At 68.5% G+C, this 17,888-nt stretch carries 22 protein-coding genes and 1 tRNA gene; 6 read left to right on the top strand and 17 right to left on the bottom strand.

Annotated elements, in window-relative coordinates; all coding sequences use genetic code 11:
• Positions 1 to 112: 112 nt before the first annotated feature.
• Together ACOGW9_RS08450 and ACOGW9_RS08445 are read right to left on the bottom strand one after the other, a co-directional pair.
• A complete protein-coding gene (locus ACOGW9_RS08450) occupies positions 113 to 1,243 on the bottom strand; it encodes a substrate-binding domain-containing protein (RefSeq protein ID WP_419910233.1) in 1,131 nt (376 codons plus the stop codon).
• Positions 1,244 to 1,366: 123 nt separating this feature from the next.
• Positions 1,367 to 1,651, bottom strand: a complete 285-nt coding sequence (locus ACOGW9_RS08445) for a hypothetical protein (protein ID WP_419910231.1) — start codon at positions 1,649 to 1,651, stop codon at positions 1,367 to 1,369.
• Between the two features lie 143 nt (positions 1,652 to 1,794).
• On the opposite strand from ACOGW9_RS08445, the gene ACOGW9_RS08440 reads away from it, so the two are divergent.
• Positions 1,795 to 2,094, top strand: coding sequence for a WhiB family transcriptional regulator (locus ACOGW9_RS08440; protein ID WP_419910229.1), 300 nt, complete (start codon positions 1,795 to 1,797; stop codon positions 2,092 to 2,094).
• A 1-nt stretch (position 2,095) separates the two neighbouring features.
• Here the strand turns inward: ACOGW9_RS08440 and ACOGW9_RS08435 are convergent, their stop codons facing one another.
• The 8 genes from ACOGW9_RS08435 to ACOGW9_RS08400 form a co-directional block, all read right to left on the bottom strand.
• The gene (locus tag ACOGW9_RS08435; RefSeq protein WP_419910308.1) at positions 2,096 to 2,290 is read right to left on the bottom strand and encodes a Sec-independent protein translocase subunit TatA/TatB; all 195 of its coding nucleotides are present in this window, start codon (positions 2,288 to 2,290) and stop codon (positions 2,096 to 2,098) included.
• Between the two features lie 76 nt (positions 2,291 to 2,366).
• Positions 2,367 to 2,645, bottom strand: coding sequence for a WhiB family transcriptional regulator (locus ACOGW9_RS08430; RefSeq protein ID WP_419910227.1), 279 nt, complete (start codon positions 2,643 to 2,645; stop codon positions 2,367 to 2,369).
• Between the two features lie 199 nt (positions 2,646 to 2,844).
• Positions 2,845 to 3,228, bottom strand: a complete 384-nt coding sequence (locus tag ACOGW9_RS08425) for a TadE/TadG family type IV pilus assembly protein (protein ID WP_419910306.1) — start codon at positions 3,226 to 3,228, stop codon at positions 2,845 to 2,847.
• Positions 3,225 to 3,458 carry a Flp family type IVb pilin gene (locus ACOGW9_RS08420; RefSeq protein WP_419910312.1) on the bottom strand — a complete coding sequence of 78 codons (234 nt, stop codon included), beginning with the start codon at positions 3,456 to 3,458 and terminating at the stop codon, positions 3,225 to 3,227. The genes ACOGW9_RS08425 and ACOGW9_RS08420 overlap by 4 nt, the downstream gene beginning before the upstream one ends.
• Before the next feature lie 54 nt (positions 3,459 to 3,512).
• Complete coding sequence (locus ACOGW9_RS08415) at positions 3,513 to 4,148, bottom strand: type II secretion system F family protein (protein ID WP_419910225.1); 636 nt, start codon at positions 4,146 to 4,148, stop codon at positions 3,513 to 3,515.
• Entirely contained in the window at positions 4,145 to 4,783 is a 639-nt protein-coding gene (locus ACOGW9_RS08410) for a type II secretion system F family protein (protein ID WP_419910223.1), read from the bottom strand. The genes ACOGW9_RS08415 and ACOGW9_RS08410 overlap by 4 nt, the downstream gene beginning before the upstream one ends.
• Before the next feature lie 18 nt (positions 4,784 to 4,801).
• Positions 4,802 to 5,899 (bottom strand): CpaF family protein, encoded by a 1,098-nt coding sequence (locus tag ACOGW9_RS08405; protein ID WP_419910221.1) that lies wholly within the window; start codon positions 5,897 to 5,899, stop codon positions 4,802 to 4,804.
• Positions 5,896 to 6,528 carry a hypothetical protein gene (locus ACOGW9_RS08400; protein ID WP_419910219.1) on the bottom strand — a complete coding sequence of 211 codons (633 nt, stop codon included), beginning with the start codon at positions 6,526 to 6,528 and terminating at the stop codon, positions 5,896 to 5,898. The genes ACOGW9_RS08405 and ACOGW9_RS08400 overlap by 4 nt, the downstream gene beginning before the upstream one ends.
• Before the next feature lie 165 nt (positions 6,529 to 6,693).
• Here ACOGW9_RS08400 and ACOGW9_RS08395 point away from each other — a divergent pair.
• Positions 6,694 to 6,789, top strand: a tRNA-Sec gene (locus ACOGW9_RS08395).
• A 289-nt stretch (positions 6,790 to 7,078) separates the two neighbouring features.
• Here the strand turns inward: ACOGW9_RS08395 and ACOGW9_RS08390 are convergent.
• Positions 7,079 to 8,014, bottom strand: a complete 936-nt coding sequence (locus ACOGW9_RS08390; protein WP_419910217.1) for a sigma-70 family RNA polymerase sigma factor — start codon at positions 8,012 to 8,014, stop codon at positions 7,079 to 7,081.
• 134 nt (positions 8,015 to 8,148) lie between these two features.
• Here ACOGW9_RS08390 and ACOGW9_RS08385 point away from each other — a divergent pair, with 134 nt between their 5' ends.
• Positions 8,149 to 9,882, top strand: coding sequence for an NAD+ synthase (locus ACOGW9_RS08385; protein WP_419910215.1), 1,734 nt, complete (start codon positions 8,149 to 8,151; stop codon positions 9,880 to 9,882).
• Here the strand turns inward: ACOGW9_RS08385 and glnII are convergent.
• Positions 9,879 to 10,892, bottom strand: a complete 1,014-nt coding sequence (glnII, locus tag ACOGW9_RS08380) for a glutamine synthetase GlnII (RefSeq protein WP_419910213.1) — start codon at positions 10,890 to 10,892, stop codon at positions 9,879 to 9,881. The genes ACOGW9_RS08385 and glnII overlap by 4 nt on opposite strands.
• Positions 10,893 to 11,168: 276 nt before the next feature.
• On the opposite strand from glnII, the gene ACOGW9_RS08375 reads away from it, so the two are divergent.
• Both ACOGW9_RS08375 and ACOGW9_RS08370 read left to right on the top strand, forming a co-directional pair.
• On the top strand, positions 11,169 to 12,518 hold the full coding sequence (locus ACOGW9_RS08375; RefSeq protein WP_419910304.1) for a glutamine synthetase family protein: 1,350 nt from the start codon (positions 11,169 to 11,171) through the stop codon (positions 12,516 to 12,518).
• 8 nt (positions 12,519 to 12,526) lie between these two features.
• Complete coding sequence (locus ACOGW9_RS08370; RefSeq protein ID WP_419910211.1) at positions 12,527 to 13,201, top strand: winged helix-turn-helix transcriptional regulator; 675 nt, start codon at positions 12,527 to 12,529, stop codon at positions 13,199 to 13,201.
• 3 nt (positions 13,202 to 13,204) lie between these two features.
• On the opposite strand, the gene ACOGW9_RS08365 is transcribed toward ACOGW9_RS08370, so the two are convergent.
• From ACOGW9_RS08365 to erpA, 5 genes are all read right to left on the bottom strand, one after another.
• Positions 13,205 to 13,360: a hypothetical protein gene (locus ACOGW9_RS08365; RefSeq protein ID WP_419910209.1), complete on the bottom strand. Its 156-nt coding sequence runs from the start codon at positions 13,358 to 13,360 to the stop codon at positions 13,205 to 13,207.
• A 21-nt stretch (positions 13,361 to 13,381) separates the two neighbouring features.
• Complete coding sequence (locus tag ACOGW9_RS08360; RefSeq protein WP_419910207.1) at positions 13,382 to 13,729, bottom strand: RidA family protein; 348 nt, start codon at positions 13,727 to 13,729, stop codon at positions 13,382 to 13,384.
• A 26-nt stretch (positions 13,730 to 13,755) separates the two neighbouring features.
• Entirely contained in the window at positions 13,756 to 14,217 is a 462-nt protein-coding gene (locus ACOGW9_RS08355) for a pyridoxamine 5'-phosphate oxidase family protein (protein WP_419910205.1), read from the bottom strand.
• 233 nt (positions 14,218 to 14,450) lie between these two features.
• Positions 14,451 to 16,046 carry a 2Fe-2S iron-sulfur cluster-binding protein gene (locus ACOGW9_RS08350; protein WP_419910203.1) on the bottom strand — a complete coding sequence of 532 codons (1,596 nt, stop codon included), beginning with the start codon at positions 16,044 to 16,046 and terminating at the stop codon, positions 14,451 to 14,453.
• A 134-nt stretch (positions 16,047 to 16,180) separates the two neighbouring features.
• Positions 16,181 to 16,516: an iron-sulfur cluster insertion protein ErpA gene (gene erpA / locus ACOGW9_RS08345; RefSeq protein ID WP_419910201.1), complete on the bottom strand. Its 336-nt coding sequence runs from the start codon at positions 16,514 to 16,516 to the stop codon at positions 16,181 to 16,183.
• Between the two features lie 177 nt (positions 16,517 to 16,693).
• Between erpA and ACOGW9_RS08340 the strand changes: the two genes are divergently transcribed.
• A complete protein-coding gene (locus tag ACOGW9_RS08340; protein ID WP_419910199.1) occupies positions 16,694 to 17,887 on the top strand; it encodes an Mrp/NBP35 family ATP-binding protein in 1,194 nt (397 codons plus the stop codon).
• Position 17,888: the final 1 nt, after the last annotated feature.

The following is a 17,888-nucleotide window of genomic DNA, read 5'->3' as shown; positions in this document are numbered from 1 at the left end:
CGGTGTCATTCTAGAAACCCGCCGATGTCCCCCTCAGGAACTTCGGTGCACCTGAGGGGGACCATCAGCGGGAGGGAGGGGTCCCGGATCTGCGGGCTGGACCTGCGTGCGGCTAGAAGGTCTTGCCGGTGGTCAGGTTGACCCAGTTGCTGCGCGACTGCTCGAGGTCGGCAGGGTCGAGGTTGACGTAGCCGGCGTCGACCACGTAGGTCTGGCCCTCGTCGCTCAGCATGAAGTCGACGAACGCCTTGATGGCGGGGTCGGAGGCCTGCGCAGCGTCGATGTAGGTGTACAGGAAGCGGGCGATCGGGAACTCGGCCGAGGCGATGGTCTGGGGCGTCGGCGCCACGCAGCCGTCGCCGCCGTCGACCTCCACCAGCTTCACTTTGTCGCGGTTCTCGTCGGCGAAGGCGAAGCCCACCCAGCCGAGGCTGGACTGGTTGCCGGCGATGCCGTCGATGATCACGTTGTCATTGGCCGAGGCGTTGTAGTCGGGACGCACGGCGAAGTTCTCGTCAGCATGGCCCTCTTCGACACGGTGCTCCCACACGCCCTCGAGGGCGATCTCGATGAAGCTGTCGAAGGTGCCCGACTCCTCGCCCGGGGCGAAGATCTCCAGAGCGCCGTGCCCGAACGGGCCGGTGCCGCCCAGCTCGGCGTTCAGGCTGTTGGCATCTGCCCACGAGCTGAATCCGGTCGACTCGATGCCGACCAAGCTGTAGAGGTCTTCGAAGCTGAGGCAGTCGACCGAGTCGTTGCTGGCGGCGGTGATCACCGAGATGCCGTCGATGCCGACGCGCAGCTCGATGAACTCGATGCCGGCGGCGCTGATGTCTTCGGCCTCGGAGTCCTTGATCTGGCGGGAGCTGTTCCAGATGGGCACTTCGCCTGCCGCTGCGGCCTTGTGACCGTCGCCCGAGCCGGGGCCTGCGACCGAGAACGCCACGTCTGGGTGCCTCTCGGAGAACGCCTCTGCCAGCAGGTTGGTGACGGGCTCGACCGTCGAGGAGCCGGTGACGTCGATGGAGCCGCTGATCGAGTCGGCCATCTCGTCGCCCGAATCGTCGGCTGCAGGGGCCTGGGTCGCGGCGGGAGCCGCTGCTGTCGTTGCAGCTGCGCTGGCGGCGCCGTCGTCAGACGAGTCGTCGTCGCTGCCGCACGCAGCGGCTACCAGAGCGAACGCAGTGAGCAATGCCACGAGCAGCTTCGTGCCGCGGCGGGATGACTGGGGGGTCTTTCGCATGTCCGCGCACGCTACGAACGGCCGGTGACAGCAGCGCGGGTTCGGGGTGAACGGTCGCCACGGATGCCGTGAACAACCGGTGAACTGCTCGACGGGGCTGCCTGACTGAACTACCCGACTGAACTACTCAGCGTCTTCTTCGTCCTCGGGCATGCCCAGATCCCAGTGCAGCTCGTAGTTCTCTCGCTCGGCGTCGCGCACGACCCGCTCGCGGTTGCGGCGGAACTGCGGATCGTGGGGCGGCAGCAGCTGCAGGCGTGCGTTGGTGCGGCGGCTGAACTCCTCGACGGCGGCCTGGTCGCCGTAGATCCCCTCGATCTCCCAGTGGGGAGCGACGGGTCCCAGGTACACGATGCGGATGCCGACCTCAGGGGGGAGCTGCTCTTCTTCGGTGGCGATGTCGGACACGGAGTTCCTCTTGTGTCGGGGCCGACGGGAAGGGTACTGAGACCGGCCGGTCCGACGGCTTCAACGACGGTCTCAACATGAAAGTTTGATGAAAGTCGGCTCAACGGGGAACCGGACGGGGTCCTGCGGCGTTGGTTCTCATGATGTTGCAGGTCAATCCGATATACCAACCGCAGATATGTCCAGGCCCGGGCTCCGAGAGCGTCGCGGCCGAGTGGGTCACACGACGCAATTGCGCCGACATCGATCCGAACGTCTTCTTCCCCAATGACGGCGCCGGCGTGATCGCTGCTCAGAAGGTGTGCGCCGAGTGCCCGGTGAAGGACCCCTGCCGCGAGTACGCGCTCGCCAACAACATCACCCACGGCGTGTGGGGCGGCACCTCAGAACGGCAGCGCCGCCGGATACTGCGAGACCGTCGTCGTGCGGCCAGGGCCGCCTGACTCAGGCGTCCTTGGACTTGGAGTCGCTCGATGAGCTGCCGCCGGCTTCCTTGTCCTCGTCGTTGACACCTTCGCGGAACTCGCGCTGTGCCTGACCCAGCGAGCGAGCCAGCTTGGGCAGCTTGGCTCCGCCGAAGAGCACCAGCACGATGATGAGAAGGATGAGCAGTTCGGGAGGCCCGAGCGCGATCGCCATCACGCTCGCGAGCGTACCAGTGCTCGCTCAGACGGAGAGCCGGCTGGACTCACCGGCTTGATGCAGCCGAGAGGCGTCAGCCGGCGGCGGCTCGTCTCGTGAGCGCCCGCTGGCGGCGGACCCGACGGCGCTCACGCTCGCTCATGCCGCCCCAGATGCCGAACTTCTCGCTGTTCTGCAGCGCGTACTCGAGGCAGTCGTCGCTCACGATGCAGCCACGGCAGACGGCCTTGGCCTCGCGTGTGCTGGCCCCGCGCTCGGGAAAGAACAGGTCGGGATCGACGCCGAGGCAGTTGGCCTGGTCCCACCAGTTCCCTTCTGATACGTCGACGTCTTCTTCAGTTGCGAATGCCATTGATCCTCCCGGGCAGTTTCTCGACAGGTGTGCAGGTGTCGAGCTTCCTGATCTGTAATTACAGGTGTGTGACTTGCCATTGAACCCCATGGGTGTGACATGCGCAAGCGGCAATTTCGGCGCCGTGCAACGTCGCCGCTGATGGAGCGCAGCGGGTTGTCAGAACGCCGGCAGAACGCTGGCAGAACTCAGCAACAAATCAGCGCTCGATGGGCATCGCGGCCGATTCGGTGAGGCCGACATCGCCGACGAGGGCCCCGACCAGCGGGACCTCGGTCGGGGAGCGGTACTGCACCGTGACGCGTACGAGGTCGCCAGCCACCTCCCGCCCGACGTCGAGGCGCGCCGGGTCGAGCGGCGTCGCCTCCGTCACGGCGCTGCGGATGCCGCTGAGCGACTGATCGACGCTGGCGATGCGCGCACCCACCCGCGCGGCATGTGACACCAGCACGGCGTCGCGGGCGACGAGTGCCGTCTGGATGATGCACATGAGCAGCAGCACCAAGAACGGCATGAGCAGCGCCAGCTCGACGGTGGCCTGGCCCTGCTGCGCCTCGGGTTGCGCCGGCTGCGTCGTGGTCAGGAGATGGCTTTCGTCAGGTAGTTGAAGACGGCGTCGAGCAGGCGGCCGATCTTGCCGGTGCTGGTGGCCCAGGCAGTGACTGCCGCGACCAGCAGGGCGATGGCCCCGGTGAGCAGCGCGTACTCGGCGGTGGTCTGGCCGGATTCGTCGGCATTTTGGGCCGGCGCGAGCCGGTGCGTGCGTCGATGGGATGTGACGGGTGTGAGGGGTGTTGCGGGTGTGACGGTCATGGGAGCTCCTGTGGGATGTGTCATTGGCGGTAGGGGGATGGGGCAATGCGTGATTCACGCGCCGAACGCAGCGACCAGCACGGGCACGATCGCGACCAGCCCGAGCGCCGGCAGCACGCACAGCACCAGGGGGAACAGCAACAGCACCGGCAGGCGGCGCACCCGGTGCTCGAGGCGGCGGCGCATGTCCTCGCGCAGCTCGCGCCCGAGACGGTCCAGCTCGGGCGCGAGCGGGATGCCGGTGCGCAGCGAGCCCGAGACTGCTTCGGCGAACGCCCGGGCACGCGGGCCGCAGGCGCTGCCGAAGTCGTCCAGGGCCTCGTCCAGCGGTCGGTCCGGCGAGGCGGCGAGGCGGTGTCTGGTCTCGTGTGCAGCGTCGCAGTGGGCCAGTGCGAGCTGCAGCGACGCCGTGATCGACAGACCCGATGCCAAGGCCACGCCCATCACCTCGACGACCGCGGACAGCTCGGCAGCCACACGCTCCGGCCGGGGGCCGGAGCGCAGCCGAGTCGGGCGCGGCCGCGGGGCGCCGACACCGCCGGGGCCGCGATCGGCGCTGAGAGCGAGCAGCCGGGTGCGGCGGCGAGCAGGCTCGGGCCGAACGACGAAACCGGCCCAGCCGGCAGCGACTGCGGCGAACGCCCCGACGACCACCGGATTCGTCAGCACGACGCTGGAGAACACGCTCATCTCAGCGCCCGCCCGACCAGGGTGCGCATCCACGCCACGCCTGCCAGCTCTGCCAGCAGCGCCCCGCCGATGCAGAACCAGCCCAGCGGCGTCGAGGTGAGCACCCGTGCGGCGGCGCCCCCTTCGGCCAGCAGCGCCAGCGCGACCGCCCACGGCAGCACCGCGACGACCCAGATGGACGCGCGCGCCTGAGCGGCTTGCACTCGAGCCTCGGCGGTCATGTCGGCCCGCGCGCGGCTGGTTGCCGCCACGCGGTCGAACAGCTGCGGCTGGGCCCCCACCCGGTCCGACGCCAGCGTGACCGCAGTCGACAGCAGCGCCGCTTCGGAGGTTTGCTCGCGCGCGGCCCAGCGCTGCACGGCACGGCTGAGGGTGACCCCGCGCTCGTGCTCTTCGGTGATCCGGCCGAGCGGCCCCGACATCGGACCGTCTGCCGCAGCGTTGCCCAGCGCCTGCAGCAGCGTGTCTCCCCCGCCCAGCCGGCGCGAGACCGCGGCGCAGAAGTCGCCCATGCGCTCCGAGCGCGCCGCGAGGGCAGCCCGCTCGTGCCGTCTGCGGCGCCTCGTCCGGTACAGGCGGCGCGCGGCGGGCGAGGTGAGCATCCCTGCCAGCGCCAGCAGCACGACGATCCGCACCACGCCCAGCCGCCCCCATCAGGAGGCCACGGCCTGCACACCGGTCGCGGTGCGACGCAGCGAGCCATCGGCGTGTACTTCGTAGATCGCCGAGACGGTCCTGCGCCCGTCGGCGCAGCGGCTCATGTGGACCAGACCGTCTAGGACCGACGCGACATGGCTTGACACGTCGCCGACTGCGCCGCCGGCCCGGGCGAGCTGTTCGAGCCGCCACAGCGCATGGGACGGATCGTCGGCGTGCAGGGTGGACACCGAGCCCCGATGCCCGGTCGTGAGCGCCTGCAGCAACGCCGCTGCCTCGGGGCCGCGCACCTCGCCGATGACCAGGCGATCGGGCCGCATCCGCAGTGCCGCAACCACCAGCTCGGCCATGGTCACTGCACCGACCCCGTCGACATTGGGCGGCTGACCCTCGAGCCGCACGGTGCCGTCGCCCAGGCGCGGCAGCTCCGCGGCTTCCTCGACGACCACCAGTCGCTCGGAGGAAGCCACCGCAGCCAGCAGGCTTGCCAGCAGCGAGGTCTTGCCGGTGCTGGTGGGACCGAACACGATCAGGTTGGCACGCTGCGCGACGAGCCCGCGCAGGCACGCTGCTTCGGGCGGCGCGGCCAGCTCGTCGAGCTGGCGCACGTGGGCAGGAAAGCGCCGCAGCGTGATGTACGGGCCGTCCACCGCAACCGGCGGCACGGCGATGTGACAGCGCGTGCGGTCGTCGAGCCGAACATCCACCATGGGCAGGCGACGGTCCACACGCCGCCCCGTCGGCCCCAGCAGGTACTCGACCAGGCGATGCACCTCGGCTGCGCTGATCCGGCCCACCACCGACAGGCCGCCGCGCCGTTCGATCGTGATCGGCCCCGGACCGTTGATCATCACCTCGGTCACCTCGTCGTCGGACCAGATGTCCGCGAGCGGGCCGATGCCGGCCAGGCGGGCCAGCACCTCCGAGACGAGCTCGGCCGCGTCGTTGCGGTCGAGCAGGGGCGCAGCGGTGTCCACCGCCGCGGCCACGTCACGCGGCTCGGGCGCAGGTGCCGGCAGGAATCGCTCGTGGATCTGCTCGACGAACGTCCGGCTCGCGGGGTGAGTGCCCACCGCCCGGCTGCGGCGGCTCACAAGAAGACGTCCAGCGACCGTGCGGGCTTCGCGCCGCGATCCAGCAGCAGTCCTGCGTCGGCCCAGCGTGAGACGGAGCGGTCGACGGCGAGGACTGCGTCGGCGTGACGGCCCAGTGCGGCCTCGATGTCGGCCAGGCCCAATGCCCGCTGCGTGTCGGTGAGCACGATGACGTCATCGACCTGCGGCACCAGTTCACGAGCCCGGTGCAGGGCCTGGTAGCAGCAGGTCATCGTGAGCAGGCGCCTCACCCGCGGACCCGACACCTGCGACAGGGCAGTGCGGCCGCGGCCCGCGTCGATGATGTTGACCCTCGGCTTGCCCGCAAGCAGCGACCACAGCGTGGCGAGCCGGGATGCGTCGATGTCGCCGCTGCCGCGTGGCAGCAGGCTGATGCCCGGCGCGACATCGACCGCCAATGCCGATGCGGACCCCAGCGAGAGCTCCGATGCTGCGGTCCATTCGGCGATGCCGGGCAGGTCGGGCGCTGTGCCGAGCACCACGCCGAAGTCGCCGGTGAGGTCGGCCAGCACGACGTCGCGGCCCGAACGCTTCGCGCTGACTGCAGCCAGCAGGGCTGTCACGGTGTTGCCGACGCCGCCTTTCGCGCCGAGATAAGCATAGATCATTGGTATCCCCGATAATCATTCAGATTGACTGAAACTTCATTACCGGCTCACCCTTGCCGATGCGAGGCAGCGCGATCAAATGGGTTTTCGGGACAGTCCGCCTATCTCGGCGCTCAGGCCCATTTCGAGTGGCGCGACGACCGGCGGTGGGCAAAGATGACCGGCGGAGGTGTCTGAGCGCCTGGTGGGCTCCCCCGCCTTCAAAGCGGGCGGGACGGGTGATCCCCGTCCGGCGGGTTCGATTCCCGTCCACCTCCGCCAATCATCTCGCCGGGCGCGTGCGGAGTTCACGACGTGTCCGCATAACATTCGCTGTGCCGATGCCGTCGGCTCACCCCTCACAGAGGACGAAGCACCATGAAGAAGCTGCTGCTCGCCGTGATCGTCGGCGCCCTGATCGTCATCGTGGTCCGCCGCCTGTCCGAGGCCTAAGCCGGCCGGCGCGGCGTTCAGGCGCTCGCGACCACTGTCGGCCCCGTCGCGTGGCTGGTTTGACCGTCGCGTGGCCCGCTAGACCGACGCGTTGCTGGCCAGACCGACAGGTGGCTCGCTAGACCGACAGCAGGTCGCGTGCGCCGGTATCAGTGCTGGGATGGCGCAGCTTGGACATCGCCCGGGCCTCGATCTGGCGGATGCGCTCGCGGGTGAGCTGGAAGTGCTCGCCCACCTCTTCGAGCGTGCGGGGCTCGCCGCGGTCGAGGCCGTAGCGGAGCTTGAGGATCTCGCGCTCGCGCTCATCCAGCGGTGACAGCAGCCGGGTGATCTCGCTCGGCAGCAGCGTGGTGGCCGCGACCTCGAACGGCGACTCCGCCGCGCGGTCCTCGACGACATCGCCCAGCTCGGCGTCGCTGTCCTCGCGCAGCGGCTCCGACAGCGACAGCGGCTCAGCAGCGAACCGCAGCGCCTCGGTGACCTTCTGCTCGGGCATGTCGACCTCGACCGCCAGCTCGCCGAGCGTGGCAGGGCGACCGTATTTCAGCTCGAGCCGGGAGCGGGCCTTCTGCAGGCGGGCCAGCGTGTCGCCGGCGTGCACGGGCAGCCGGATCGTGCGGCCGGTGTTGGCGATGCCGCGCGTGATCGCCTGGCGGATCCACCATGTCGCATAGGTCGAGAACTTGAAGCCCTTGCGCCAGTCGAACTTCTCGACCGCGTGCATCAGGCCCAAGTTGCCCTCCTGGATGAGATCCAACAGCGGCAGCCCCGACGCCTGGTACTTCTTCGCGATCGACACCACGAGCCGCAGGTTGGACTGCACGAAAGTGCGCTCGGCACGGGCGCCCTGCTGCTGCGCTCGGATGAGACGGCGGCGTTGCGCGCTGGAAATGTCGCGGGCAGATTCGAGCGAATCCTTGGCGGCGATGCCCTTCTCGATCAGCTGCGCGAGCCGGACCTCGTCGTCCTTGTTCAGCAGGGGGTACTGGCCGATGTCGGTCAGGTACAGGCGGACGAGGTCTTCCTCGTCACGTTCGACCCTCTCTTTGGCCACCGCGCCACCTCGCTGGTCGTCCCCCGCTTGCCTTTACGACCGGCGGTTGCTGTTGCTTCCCCCGGTGAGGGCGCAGCGTACCTATGACTTGCTCCGATGCCTCCGCGCGCCTGTGCTTGCGTAGGGTTTTTCTGGTGGCGGTGCTTGTGGGGCTGGCTCAGCTCAATTTGCGGCTTGGTGATTTGGATGGGAACGCTGAGATGGTCTTGGCTGCCTACGACGAGGCTGTGCGCGCGGGGGCGCAGGTGGTGGTGTTCAGTGAGCTGACGGTTAGTGGGTATCCGCCTGAGGATTTGTTGTTGAAGCCTGCTTTTGTGGAGGGGGCTGCGCAGGCGCTGTCGCGGATTGCTTCCCATACGGGGGCGGTGCCTGCGGTGGTGGGGTTTCCTGAGGACACGGGGTGGGGTGGGCCGGTTCGGTTGTGGAATTCGGCTGCTCTTTGCTGGGACGGTGCGGTTCGTGGGGTGTTTCGCAAGCATCTGCTGCCGAATTACGCCGTGTTTGATGAGCAGCGCTACTTCGTGCCTGGCAGCGACGCGGGGCCGTTGCTGACTGTCGACGGGGTGGCGGTGGGTGTTTCGATCTGTGAGGACCTTTGGGGGCCGCCTCGTACTGCTGATGCGACCGCTGATGACGGCGGGCTGCCTTCGGTCGTGGGGGGCGAGGCCGATACGAGTCCGGCGCTGGCGCAGGTTGCGATGGGCGCGCAGGTGCTGGTGAACCTGAACGGGTCGCCTTACCGGCGGGGCAAGCAGGCTGACCGGGAGGCTGTTGCCCGGACGCGGGCCGCGGCGCTGGGGGTTCCTGTTGTCTATGTCAACCAGGTGGGCGGGCAGGACGAGCTGGTCTTTGACGGCAACTCGTTTGTGACCGATGCCTCCGGGCAGGTCATCTGCCGGCTTGATGCTTTCACGCCCCAGGTTGCGGTTTGCGAGGTTCCCTTGGCGGGCGAACCCTCTGCTGGCGGCGGCGTCGTTGCAGCACTGCCCGATCCGCTGGAGGAGGTCTGGCAGGCGCTGGTGGTGGCTACTCGTGACTACGTGCGCAAGAACGGCTTCACTGACGTGGCGGTCGGGCTGTCGGGCGGCATCGACTCCAGTGCGGTTGCCGCCATCGCCGCTGATGCGCTCGGGTCGGCGCATGTGCACGGCGTGTCGATGCCTTCTCGCTACTCCAGCGACGGATCGCGCACCGATGCCGCGCAGCTCGCAAAGAACCTCGGCATCGACTTCCGCACTGTGCCGATTGAGCCCGCGCACGCTGCGCTCGCCGGGATGCTGGACGCACCCGCTGCTCCGGGCGGCTCCGCGGCCGAGGTCGCCGCGGCCGATCTGACCGATCAGAACCTCCAGAGCCGCATCCGTGGCGTGCTGCTCATGGCGCTGTCGAACCGGTTCGGCTGGCTGGTGCTCACCACCGGCAACAAGACCGAGACCTCCGTCGGCTACACGACGCTGTACGGCGACACCGCCGGCGCGTATGCCGTCATCCGGGACGTGCCCAAGCTGCTGGTGTACGAGCTGTGCCGCTGGCGCAACCGCCAGGGCGACGGCGAACGCGTCCCGCAGGCGTGCATCGACAAGCCGCCCTCAGCCGAGCTGCGGCCCGACCAGCGTGACGACCAGAGCCTGCCGCCGTACGAACTGCTGGACCCGCTGGTGGAGGCCTACGTGGAAGGCGACCTCAGCGCCGCCGAGATGCTCGACGTCGCGCAGCAGCTCAGCGCCGACCCCGACGTCGTGCACCGTGTGACACGACTCGTCGACATCGCCGAGTACAAGCGGCGTCAATCGCCGCCCGGCCCTCGCATCACCGCGAAGAGCTTCGGCAAAGACCGGCGGATGCCGATCACGAACTTTTTCCGTTAGGCCAGCGCTTCGCCAATCGTCTGGCTCAGCAGGGCCGTCACCACGTAGGGATCGGCGTTGGCGTTCGGCCGGCGATCCTCGATGTAGCCCTTGCCGTCCTGGTGGACCTGCCACGGGATGCGCACCGACGCACCACGGTCGGACACGCCGAAGCTGAACGTGTCGTAGCGCTCGGTCTCGTGCTCGCCGGTCAGGCGCAGCTCGATGCCGTGGCCGTAGCCGGCGATGTGCTGCTCGGGCTTGCCCGGCGCACCCAGCGACTCCGCTGCCTTCACCACAGCGTCGTAGTTCTCACGCATCGCCTGGGTGGACACGTTGGTGTGCATGCCCGCACCGTTCCAGTCACCCTGCATGGGCTTGGCGGCCAGGCTGATCTCGATCTCGTGATCCTCGCCGGCGCGGTACAGCAGGTAGCGGGCCAGCCAGATCTCGTCGCCCACGGTCAGCGCATCGCACGGGCCGATCTGGAACTCCCACTGGCCGGGCATCACCTCGGCGTTGGTGCCCGAGATGTTCAAGCCCGCCTCGATGCACCAGGTGGTGTGCTGCTCGACCACGTCACGGCCGTGGATGCGCAGTGCGCCCACGCCGCAGTAGTACGGCCCCTGGGGACCGGGGAAACCGTTGGGCGGGAAGCCCGAGGGCCACTTGGTGACCGGGTCGAGCATGGTGTACTCCTGCTCGAGACCGAACCAGAAGTCCTGACCGCCGTACTTGTCGAGGATCGCCCTGGTCTTGGCCCGCATGTTGGTCGGATGCGGCTCCATCGTCTCGGGCAGGAAGGTCTCGCACATCACCATGATGTCGTTGCCGCCCCGCAGCGGATCGGGGCAGTTGTAGACCGGCTTCAGCACGACATCGGAGTCGCTGCCTTCGGCCTGATTGGTGCTGGAGCCATCAAATCCCCAGATGCCAGGCTCCTCGCCGTCGGCCAGGACTCTCGTCTTGGAACGAACCTCGGCCGTGGGCTCTGTGCCGTCCGTCCAGATGTACTCGGCGCGGTAGGTCACTGCATGCTCCTTCGCTGCATTCGGTTGCGGGAATGAAGATGTGAACAGGAAGTCAGTCACTGTGCCTGCGAGCCCGCGAGCGGCTGGCCCGGTTGGCGGCTGACACCAATGTCCGTGCGCACGATACAAACGAGCCAGGGTTTCCGGGCCATTGCCCAAATGTGAACAGCGCGTGAAGCTGGCTGCGGACTCTGGATCAGCCGAGAGCGCGCCGCCGACAATGGGGCCTCAGCCAACTGCCTCAGGGCACCCGGGCCAGGGGAGGCCGCCGTGACGATCTCGAGTCGTGAACGACCGCAGGACTACGTGCTTCACCGCGTCACCGAGCGCGGCGTGCGACTCATCCGCCTGTGGTTCACCGACGTCGCCGGGCAGCTCAAGTCGTTCGCCATCTCGCCGGCCGAGCTCGAGACGGCCTTCGAGCAGGGCATGGTGTTTGACGGCTCCTCCATCGAGGGCTTCAGCCGCATCGCCGAGGCGGACATGGTGGCGCGGCCCGATCCCGAGACCTTCGAGCTGATGGCCTCGCGCAGCGGCCAGAACGGCGAGGACATCTCGGCGCGCATGTTCTGCGACATCACCGGCGCCGATGGCACTCCCTTCGATGGTGATCCCAGGGGTGTGCTGCGCCGGGTCATGGACCGGGCGCACGCCGCGGGATACACGTTCTATGTGGCGCCCGAGATGGAGTACTTCCTGTTCGAACCAGATCGGGTCGACGGGCAACCCGTGCCGCTCGACGGCGGCAGCTACTTCGATCTCACCACTGCTGACATCGCGTCGGACATTCGCCATCGCACGCTGAGCGCGCTCGAGACCATGGGAATCCCCGTCGAGTACTCGTTCCACGAGGATGCCCCCTCGCAGCACGAGATCGACCTGCGCTATGCCGACGCGCTCACCATGGCCGACAGCGTGATGACCTTCCGGCTGCTGGTGCGCGAGATCGCCTTCGAGCACGGCGTGCACGCCACCTTCATGCCCAAGCCGCTCGCCGGCGTGCAGGGCTCCGGCATGCACACCCACCTGTCGCTGTTCTCCGAAGGACGCAACGCCTTCAGCGACCCCAGCGCCGCCGACGGACTCTCCGACGTGGCACGGGGCTTCGTGGCGGGCCTGCTGACCCACGCGCGGGAGATCACCGCAGTCACCAACCAGCTCGTCAACAGCTACAAGCGGCTGATCGCCGGGTACGAGGCACCGGTGGCGATCTCGTGGGCACGCAGCAACCGCGCGGCGCTCATCCGGGTGCCGCCGACCCGCACCGAGCGGGAGGAATCCACACGGGTCGAGTACCGCGCACCGGACCCCGCCTGCAACCCCTATCTCGCCTTTGCGGTGATCCTGGCGGCGGGCCTGACCGGCATCGAGCAGGGCTACGAACTGCCGCCTGAGACTCCCCCGTCGATCACCGGCTACAGCGACCACGGAGGCCCGTCCTATGGCCATCACCTGCCCGCCTCGCTGGACGAAGCGCTCGACGAGATGGAAGGCAGCGCGCTGGTGGCCGAGACGCTGGGTCAGCACCTGTTCCGCTGGTTCCTGCGCAACAAGCGCCGCGAATGGTCGGCCTATCAGGCCCAGGTGACTCAATTCGAGTTGGACAATTACTTCGCTGCAGTTTGACTTTGGGCATGTACGCCGTCCATCCCGGAACCGTGAGCCCCGAGCTGGCACAGTTCCTGGACCTCGGCGGCTACGCCTGGAAGCCGGTGGCCGACGCTGCTGAAGTGACCGCCGATGCTCCGTCCGAGGGGTGGACGGGGGCAATCATCCGTCTCGACAGCGGCACGGGTGACGGCACCGACGCAGCATGGGCGGTGGCTCAATCGCTGCGAGAAAGTGCCAGCACGGCCGTGCTGCTGCTGGTGCGCGGCAACGCCCTCGACGAGCTGACGATGCGTGACGAGCTGTTCGACGACTTCTGCCTGGACCCGTTTCACCCGCGCGAACTCGAAGCCCGGCTGGCGCATCTGGCCGCGGGCTCGGGCGACGGATCCACCGAGATCATCACGTACGGGCCGCTGCGCATCAACCTCGACACCTACGAAGCCGTCGTGGACGAGCGCCCGCTCGACCTCACCTACATGGAGTACGAGCTGCTGCGCTTCCTGGCATCGCAGCCCGGGCGGGTGTTCACGCGCGAGGCGTTGCTGAACCAGGTGTGGGGGTACGAGTACTACGGCGGGGCGCGGACCGTGGATGTTCATATCCGGCGGCTGCGGGCGAAGCTGGGCGAGGAGAATGCCGACTTGATACAGACGGTTCGCTCGGTTGGCTATCGGCTGGGGACGTATCGCTGGCGCTAGTCGTCAGAAGTTGGTTTCTACGAGGGAGCTGCCTTCGTGGCGCTTCTCGGCGTCGTCGGTGAGGAGCTTGCCGAGGGCTGCTGCCACTGCTGCGAGCGAGATCGTGATGATGAAGGGGCTCAGCAGGAGCACGATCACTATGACGATGGCGCCGGCCATGACTCGAAGCGTAGTTGGCTGCTATTCGGGCAGGAAGGCGATGGCCTCGATCTCGACCTCGGCGCCGAGCGGCAGCGCTGCCACGCCGATGGCGCTTCTGGCAGGGCGGTGCTCGCCGAAGGCCTCGGCGTAGATCGAGTTGATCAGCGAGAAATTGCCGATGTCGGTCATGAACACGAGGCACTTGACGACGTCGTCGAATCCGCCGCCTGCCTCGGCCAGCGCCTCAGCGACGTTCGCGAGCACCTCACGTGCTTGCGCCTCGACGCCTTCGACGAGCGCTCCGTCACGCAGGCCGATCTGGCCCGAGACGAAGACGAAATCGCCCGCTCGGTACCACTTGGAATAGTGAGCGACGGGTGCGGCCATCTGGCACTTCCCTTCTGCTGCAGCGCTCAGGTGATGCTGCCGGTGTTGGACGTGATGTGATCCAGCGAGACGAAGATCGCCAGGCGACGCTCGGCGGCCATGACCCGGTCGTAGGTGTCCCAGTCTTCGTGCGTGCCGCCCGCCGAGCGGAACACGTCTCGCAGCAGCTCGGGGATGTCGGCATCGCTGACGCCCTCGGTGGGGTCGTCCAAGCCGATGAGCTGCGCTGTGCCGTGGGTAGCCACCCAGTCCCAGCGGTGCCGGAACGCGATTGCGGCTCGCGGGTCGCTGCGCAGCAGGCGTGCCTTGCGGGCGTTAGCCCTTACGACGCAGGCGACGCTGGTCTCGCCGGTCACGGGGTGATCCATGACGCCGGCGTTGATGATGGACACGTGGGGTGCTCCGCTGCCGTCTAGGCAGGCGAAGGTGCAGAGTCCGTTTTCGGCGGCTACTAGGCGGCGGAGTTTGTCAATTGCTGGTTCAGCCATCGCTGGCTGACGCTAGCGCTCGCAGTCGCTTCTTGGTCGGGCGGCATGGGACGGGGTGGGGCTTCCTTGCTTTGCTCAAGTCGTCGGGCGGCATGGGACGGGGCAGCGCACCCGTGCTTCAAACAGATGAAGCGCCTTCTGCGCTTGCTGGGCGTGGCTTGGGGGCGCTTCATAACTGCGCGCGGGCACGCCGCCCCGTCCCATGCCTCTTGCGCTGTGCTGCTTGCGTGCCGCTAGTCGGTGGGGAGGTGGGGTGGAGCTCCGCGGGTTAGCCAGGTGGCTGCTGCTACTGCTGCGAATGCGGCGTTGCCTGCGGCGACTGGTGGCCTTTGCGAGGACTCGATCGACACGTTGATGTGGGGGGTGTTGGCTGAGCGGGCTATTCCGAAGCTGCGGATCGTGAGGTCTTGGACTTCGCGTTTGGGGTCGACTGTGAGTGACTCGGAGGTGACCCAGCTCCAGGCCATGTGGGTGGCGCCTATTGCGTAGCTGCGCAATGTGATCTCGTCGAGGGGCTTGCCGGCTTCGATGTGCACTTCGATGCCGTCTGGGCTGACTGTGGCGCTTGCTTTGGCGCCTTCGGGTGACGTGACCTCGACGGTGGCCGTGGTGGCTCTTGGCGGATTGCCGGCTTGCAGGCACTGCAGGGCTGCGGCCAGCATCTGGGCTTCGGCCCAGACCGCGGCGCGCAGCTGGGTCGACGTTGGGGGGCCCGGGATGTCGACTTCCTCGATCTTGGCTTGGGGCAGTACCGAATGGAGGAGTTGGGCTGCGCCGGGGGTGCGGGCTATTCGGATGATGCCGGTGCCGTCGGTGCGCAGGCCTGCTGCTAGGGGTGGGCGCTTGGGGCCGCGGCGGACGGTGTCTTCTCTTGACCAGAGGACACGGACTGGTTGGTCGAGGTCGGCGGCGAGCTGCCGTGCCTCGTCGCGGACTGGTGATGTGGCTTTGCCGCCGAAGGCTCCGCCGTTTGCCAAGGGATCGGACGGGTTGCCGCCGGGTTCGCACCAGGCGGCGTCGGTTTCTAGGTAGGCGGGTTCGGTCCAGCAGGTGGCGAGCTGGACGGCCCATTCGGTGCCGGGCGGGGGCTCGGGGATCTCGATGGGTGGGGTGGGTTCGAGGGTGGTTCGGCGGCCTTGCACTTTGCCGGCTTGGCGGCGGGCTTCGGTCAGGCTCTCGGCTGTGTGCCAATCGCCAGTCGGGCCGGCGATGGCGGTGAGCGTGCCTGGCGGTGCGCCGTCGGCACCGAAGTCGAACCCGCCGAGGACGCTGCCGGGCACCGACCGCTGGGGGCCGCCGGTCTCGATCGACGCGCGGCGGGCTGCTGCGTCGGGATCGCGGTCCGTCGCATCCGCAGACCGGGGTGCGGCGACGGGGGCAGCGGCATCGCGCACGGGCGGAGCGGCGGCAGTGGCCGCGGGATCGCGCACTGAAGCTTGGGGCGACAGCGCGGCGGCGTGCGCCGCTGCTTCTCGGATGGTCTGCCAGCCGGTGCAGCGGCAGAGGTGCGCGGCCAGGGCTTTGTCGACCGTGGTGCGATCGGAGAGGTCGGCGCCGCGGCGTTCGTGGCCTACGAACCGGCAGACGATGCCTGGGGTGCAGAAGCCGCATTGGGTTGCGCCGCAGGCGAGGAATGCGTCAGACCATCGCTGTTGCTCTGCGGCACTCAGGCCGGCGGCAGTGGTGACGTGGCGTCCGGCCACCCGGCGGGCAGGGGTGACGCAGGCCACGCGGGGTGCGTCGTCGACCAGCACGGTGCAGCAGCCACACTGGCCCTGCGGGCTGCAGCCGTCGAGCACCGCTTCGATGCCGAGGCGGTCGCGCAGCACGCCGAGCAGGGTGTCGCCGTTGTCGGGAACCTCGACGGCGCGGCCGTCGACGGTGAACTGGAGTGTGTCGCCGGTGAGCGCCGATGCCCGGGCCGGCTCAGGCTCGGGCAGTACTGGCTTGGACTCGGGGCGGCTCAGCTGAACGAGTTGCCGCAGCCGCAGGTGCGCTGCGCGTTCGGGTTGTCGATCGCGAAGCCCGAGCCCATCAAGCCGTCGGTGAAGTCAAGCGTGGCACCTTCGAGCAACTGGGCGCTCATTGGATCGGACACCACCTTGATGTCGCCATACGCGTGCGACATGTCGTCGTTGGCGACCTCGGAGTCGAAGAACATCTCGTAGCTGAAGCCCGAGCAGCCGCCCGGCCGGACGGCGACGCGCAGCGCCAACTCGGTCTCGCCACCGGCCTCGGACAACTCCTGGGTGATGAGTTCCTGGACCTTCTCAGCGGCGGTATCGGTCAGGGTGATCACAACAGCGACTCCCGAATCAGCCCCACAGGGGCAAACGTTCTGAGACCGATGCTAGTGCCATCTGGCCCCATTGCACCGGCGAGCGCCGTGCGCAGATGCTGCCCGGCGGGCCCGGCCGCGGGGCCACCGGATGCACCGACTCGTGGGCCTGCACGCAGCGCCATTACCCTGCGCTCCGTGAGCGCGCCCACCGATGCTCCGGCGAATGACGAGGCGATGATCGCCATCCTGCGGGGCGTCATGGACCCCGAGCTGGGCGACAACATCGTCGACCTGGGCATGGTGCGCAACGCCTACCGCGAAGGCACCACCGGGCACGTGACCGTGGCATTGACCACCGCCGGCTGCCCGCTGCGCGCCACCATCAAGCGAGACTGCGAGACGCGGGTGGCCGGGCTGGCAGGCATCGAGAACGTACGGCTGCACTGGGACGAGCTGAACGCCGCCGAGAAGGCCCGGGTGATGGAACGAGCCCGGCGCACCGCGCGCGACAACGCCGCGCCGACGCAGGTGCACGCCAGCACACGGGTGCTGGCCGTGGCGTCCGGCAAGGGCGGCGTGGGCAAGTCGTCGGTGACGGTGAACCTGGCTGCAGCGCTGGCCGCACGCGGCTTCATCGTGGGCGTGCTGGACGCAGACATCTGGGGGTTCAGCATCCCCCGGATGCTCGGCATGGAAGGCCGCCTCGGCGCCCGCCCCCCGGCCGACGGCGAGGAGCGGGGCAAGATCGTGCCCGACGAACGCCCTGCCGGCGAGGGCCTGCTGAAGGTGGTCTCGACCGGGCTGCTGGTGGAAACCGAGGAAACCGCCCTGATGTGGCGGGGTCTTATGCTCGCCAAGGCCGTGGAGCAGTTCCTGCACGACGTGGACTGGGGTGAGCTGGACTACCTGCTCATCGACATGCCGCCCGGCACCGGCGATGTGCAGATGGCGCTCGCCCGCCTGCTGCCCCAAGCCGAGATGCTGGTGGTGACCACGCCTGCGCTGAGCGCACAGAAGGTGGCGGTGCGCGTGGCCGACATGGCCCGTCGCAGCCACATGCCGATCGTGGGCGTGGTGGAGAACATGGGTGCGTTCACCGCACCCGACGGACAGCGCTGGTCGTTCTTCGGCGAGGGCGGCGGCGAGCGCCTGGCGGCCGATCTGGGCGTGCCGCTGCTGGGCTCGATCCCGCTGGAGCCGGCCGTGTCTGCTGGCGGCGACTCCGGCGAGCCGGTGACTGGCAATGGGCCAGGCGGGCTGGCGGCGGGCGTGTTCGAGGCGATCACCGAGCGGCTGGTGACCGAGATCTGCCCGCCGGTGGACATGGGCACCTGCACCGCTCGCATGGACGGGCCCATCCCCGTCACGCTGAGCGCTCGCCGCGGCTGAA

Source organism: Candidatus Poriferisodalis sp. (assembly GCF_965203655.1).
In the GTDB taxonomy this organism is placed as follows: domain Bacteria; phylum Actinomycetota; class Acidimicrobiia; order Acidimicrobiales; family Poriferisodalaceae; genus Poriferisodalis.
Note: the sequence above shows the minus strand (reverse complement) of the source record. Positions and strands in the feature narration are given on the sequence as shown.

Coding starts and splice junctions, on each gene's coding strand:
- ACOGW9_RS08450 (WP_419910233.1), bottom strand. CDS start 1,243: ATGCGAAAGACCCCCCAGTCATCCCGCCGCGGCACGAAGCTGCTCGTG.
- ACOGW9_RS08440 (WP_419910229.1), top strand. CDS start 1,795: ATGTTGCAGGTCAATCCGATATACCAACCGCAGATATGTCCAGGCCCG.
- ACOGW9_RS08435 (WP_419910308.1), bottom strand. CDS start 2,290: ATGGCGATCGCGCTCGGGCCTCCCGAACTGCTCATCCTTCTCATCATC.
- ACOGW9_RS08430 (WP_419910227.1), bottom strand. CDS start 2,645: ATGGCATTCGCAACTGAAGAAGACGTCGACGTATCAGAAGGGAACTGG.
- ACOGW9_RS08420 (WP_419910312.1), bottom strand. CDS start 3,458: ATGACCGTCACACCCGCAACACCCCTCACACCCGTCACATCCCATCGA.
- ACOGW9_RS08415 (WP_419910225.1), bottom strand. CDS start 4,148: ATGAGCGTGTTCTCCAGCGTCGTGCTGACGAATCCGGTGGTCGTCGGG.
- ACOGW9_RS08400 (WP_419910219.1), bottom strand. CDS start 6,528: ATGATCTATGCTTATCTCGGCGCGAAAGGCGGCGTCGGCAACACCGTG.
- ACOGW9_RS08370 (WP_419910211.1), top strand. CDS start 12,527: ATGTACGCCGTCCATCCCGGAACCGTGAGCCCCGAGCTGGCACAGTTC.
- ACOGW9_RS08365 (WP_419910209.1), bottom strand. CDS start 13,360: ATGGCCGGCGCCATCGTCATAGTGATCGTGCTCCTGCTGAGCCCCTTC.
- ACOGW9_RS08360 (WP_419910207.1), bottom strand. CDS start 13,729: ATGGCCGCACCCGTCGCTCACTATTCCAAGTGGTACCGAGCGGGCGAT.
- ACOGW9_RS08355 (WP_419910205.1), bottom strand. CDS start 14,217: ATGGCTGAACCAGCAATTGACAAACTCCGCCGCCTAGTAGCCGCCGAA.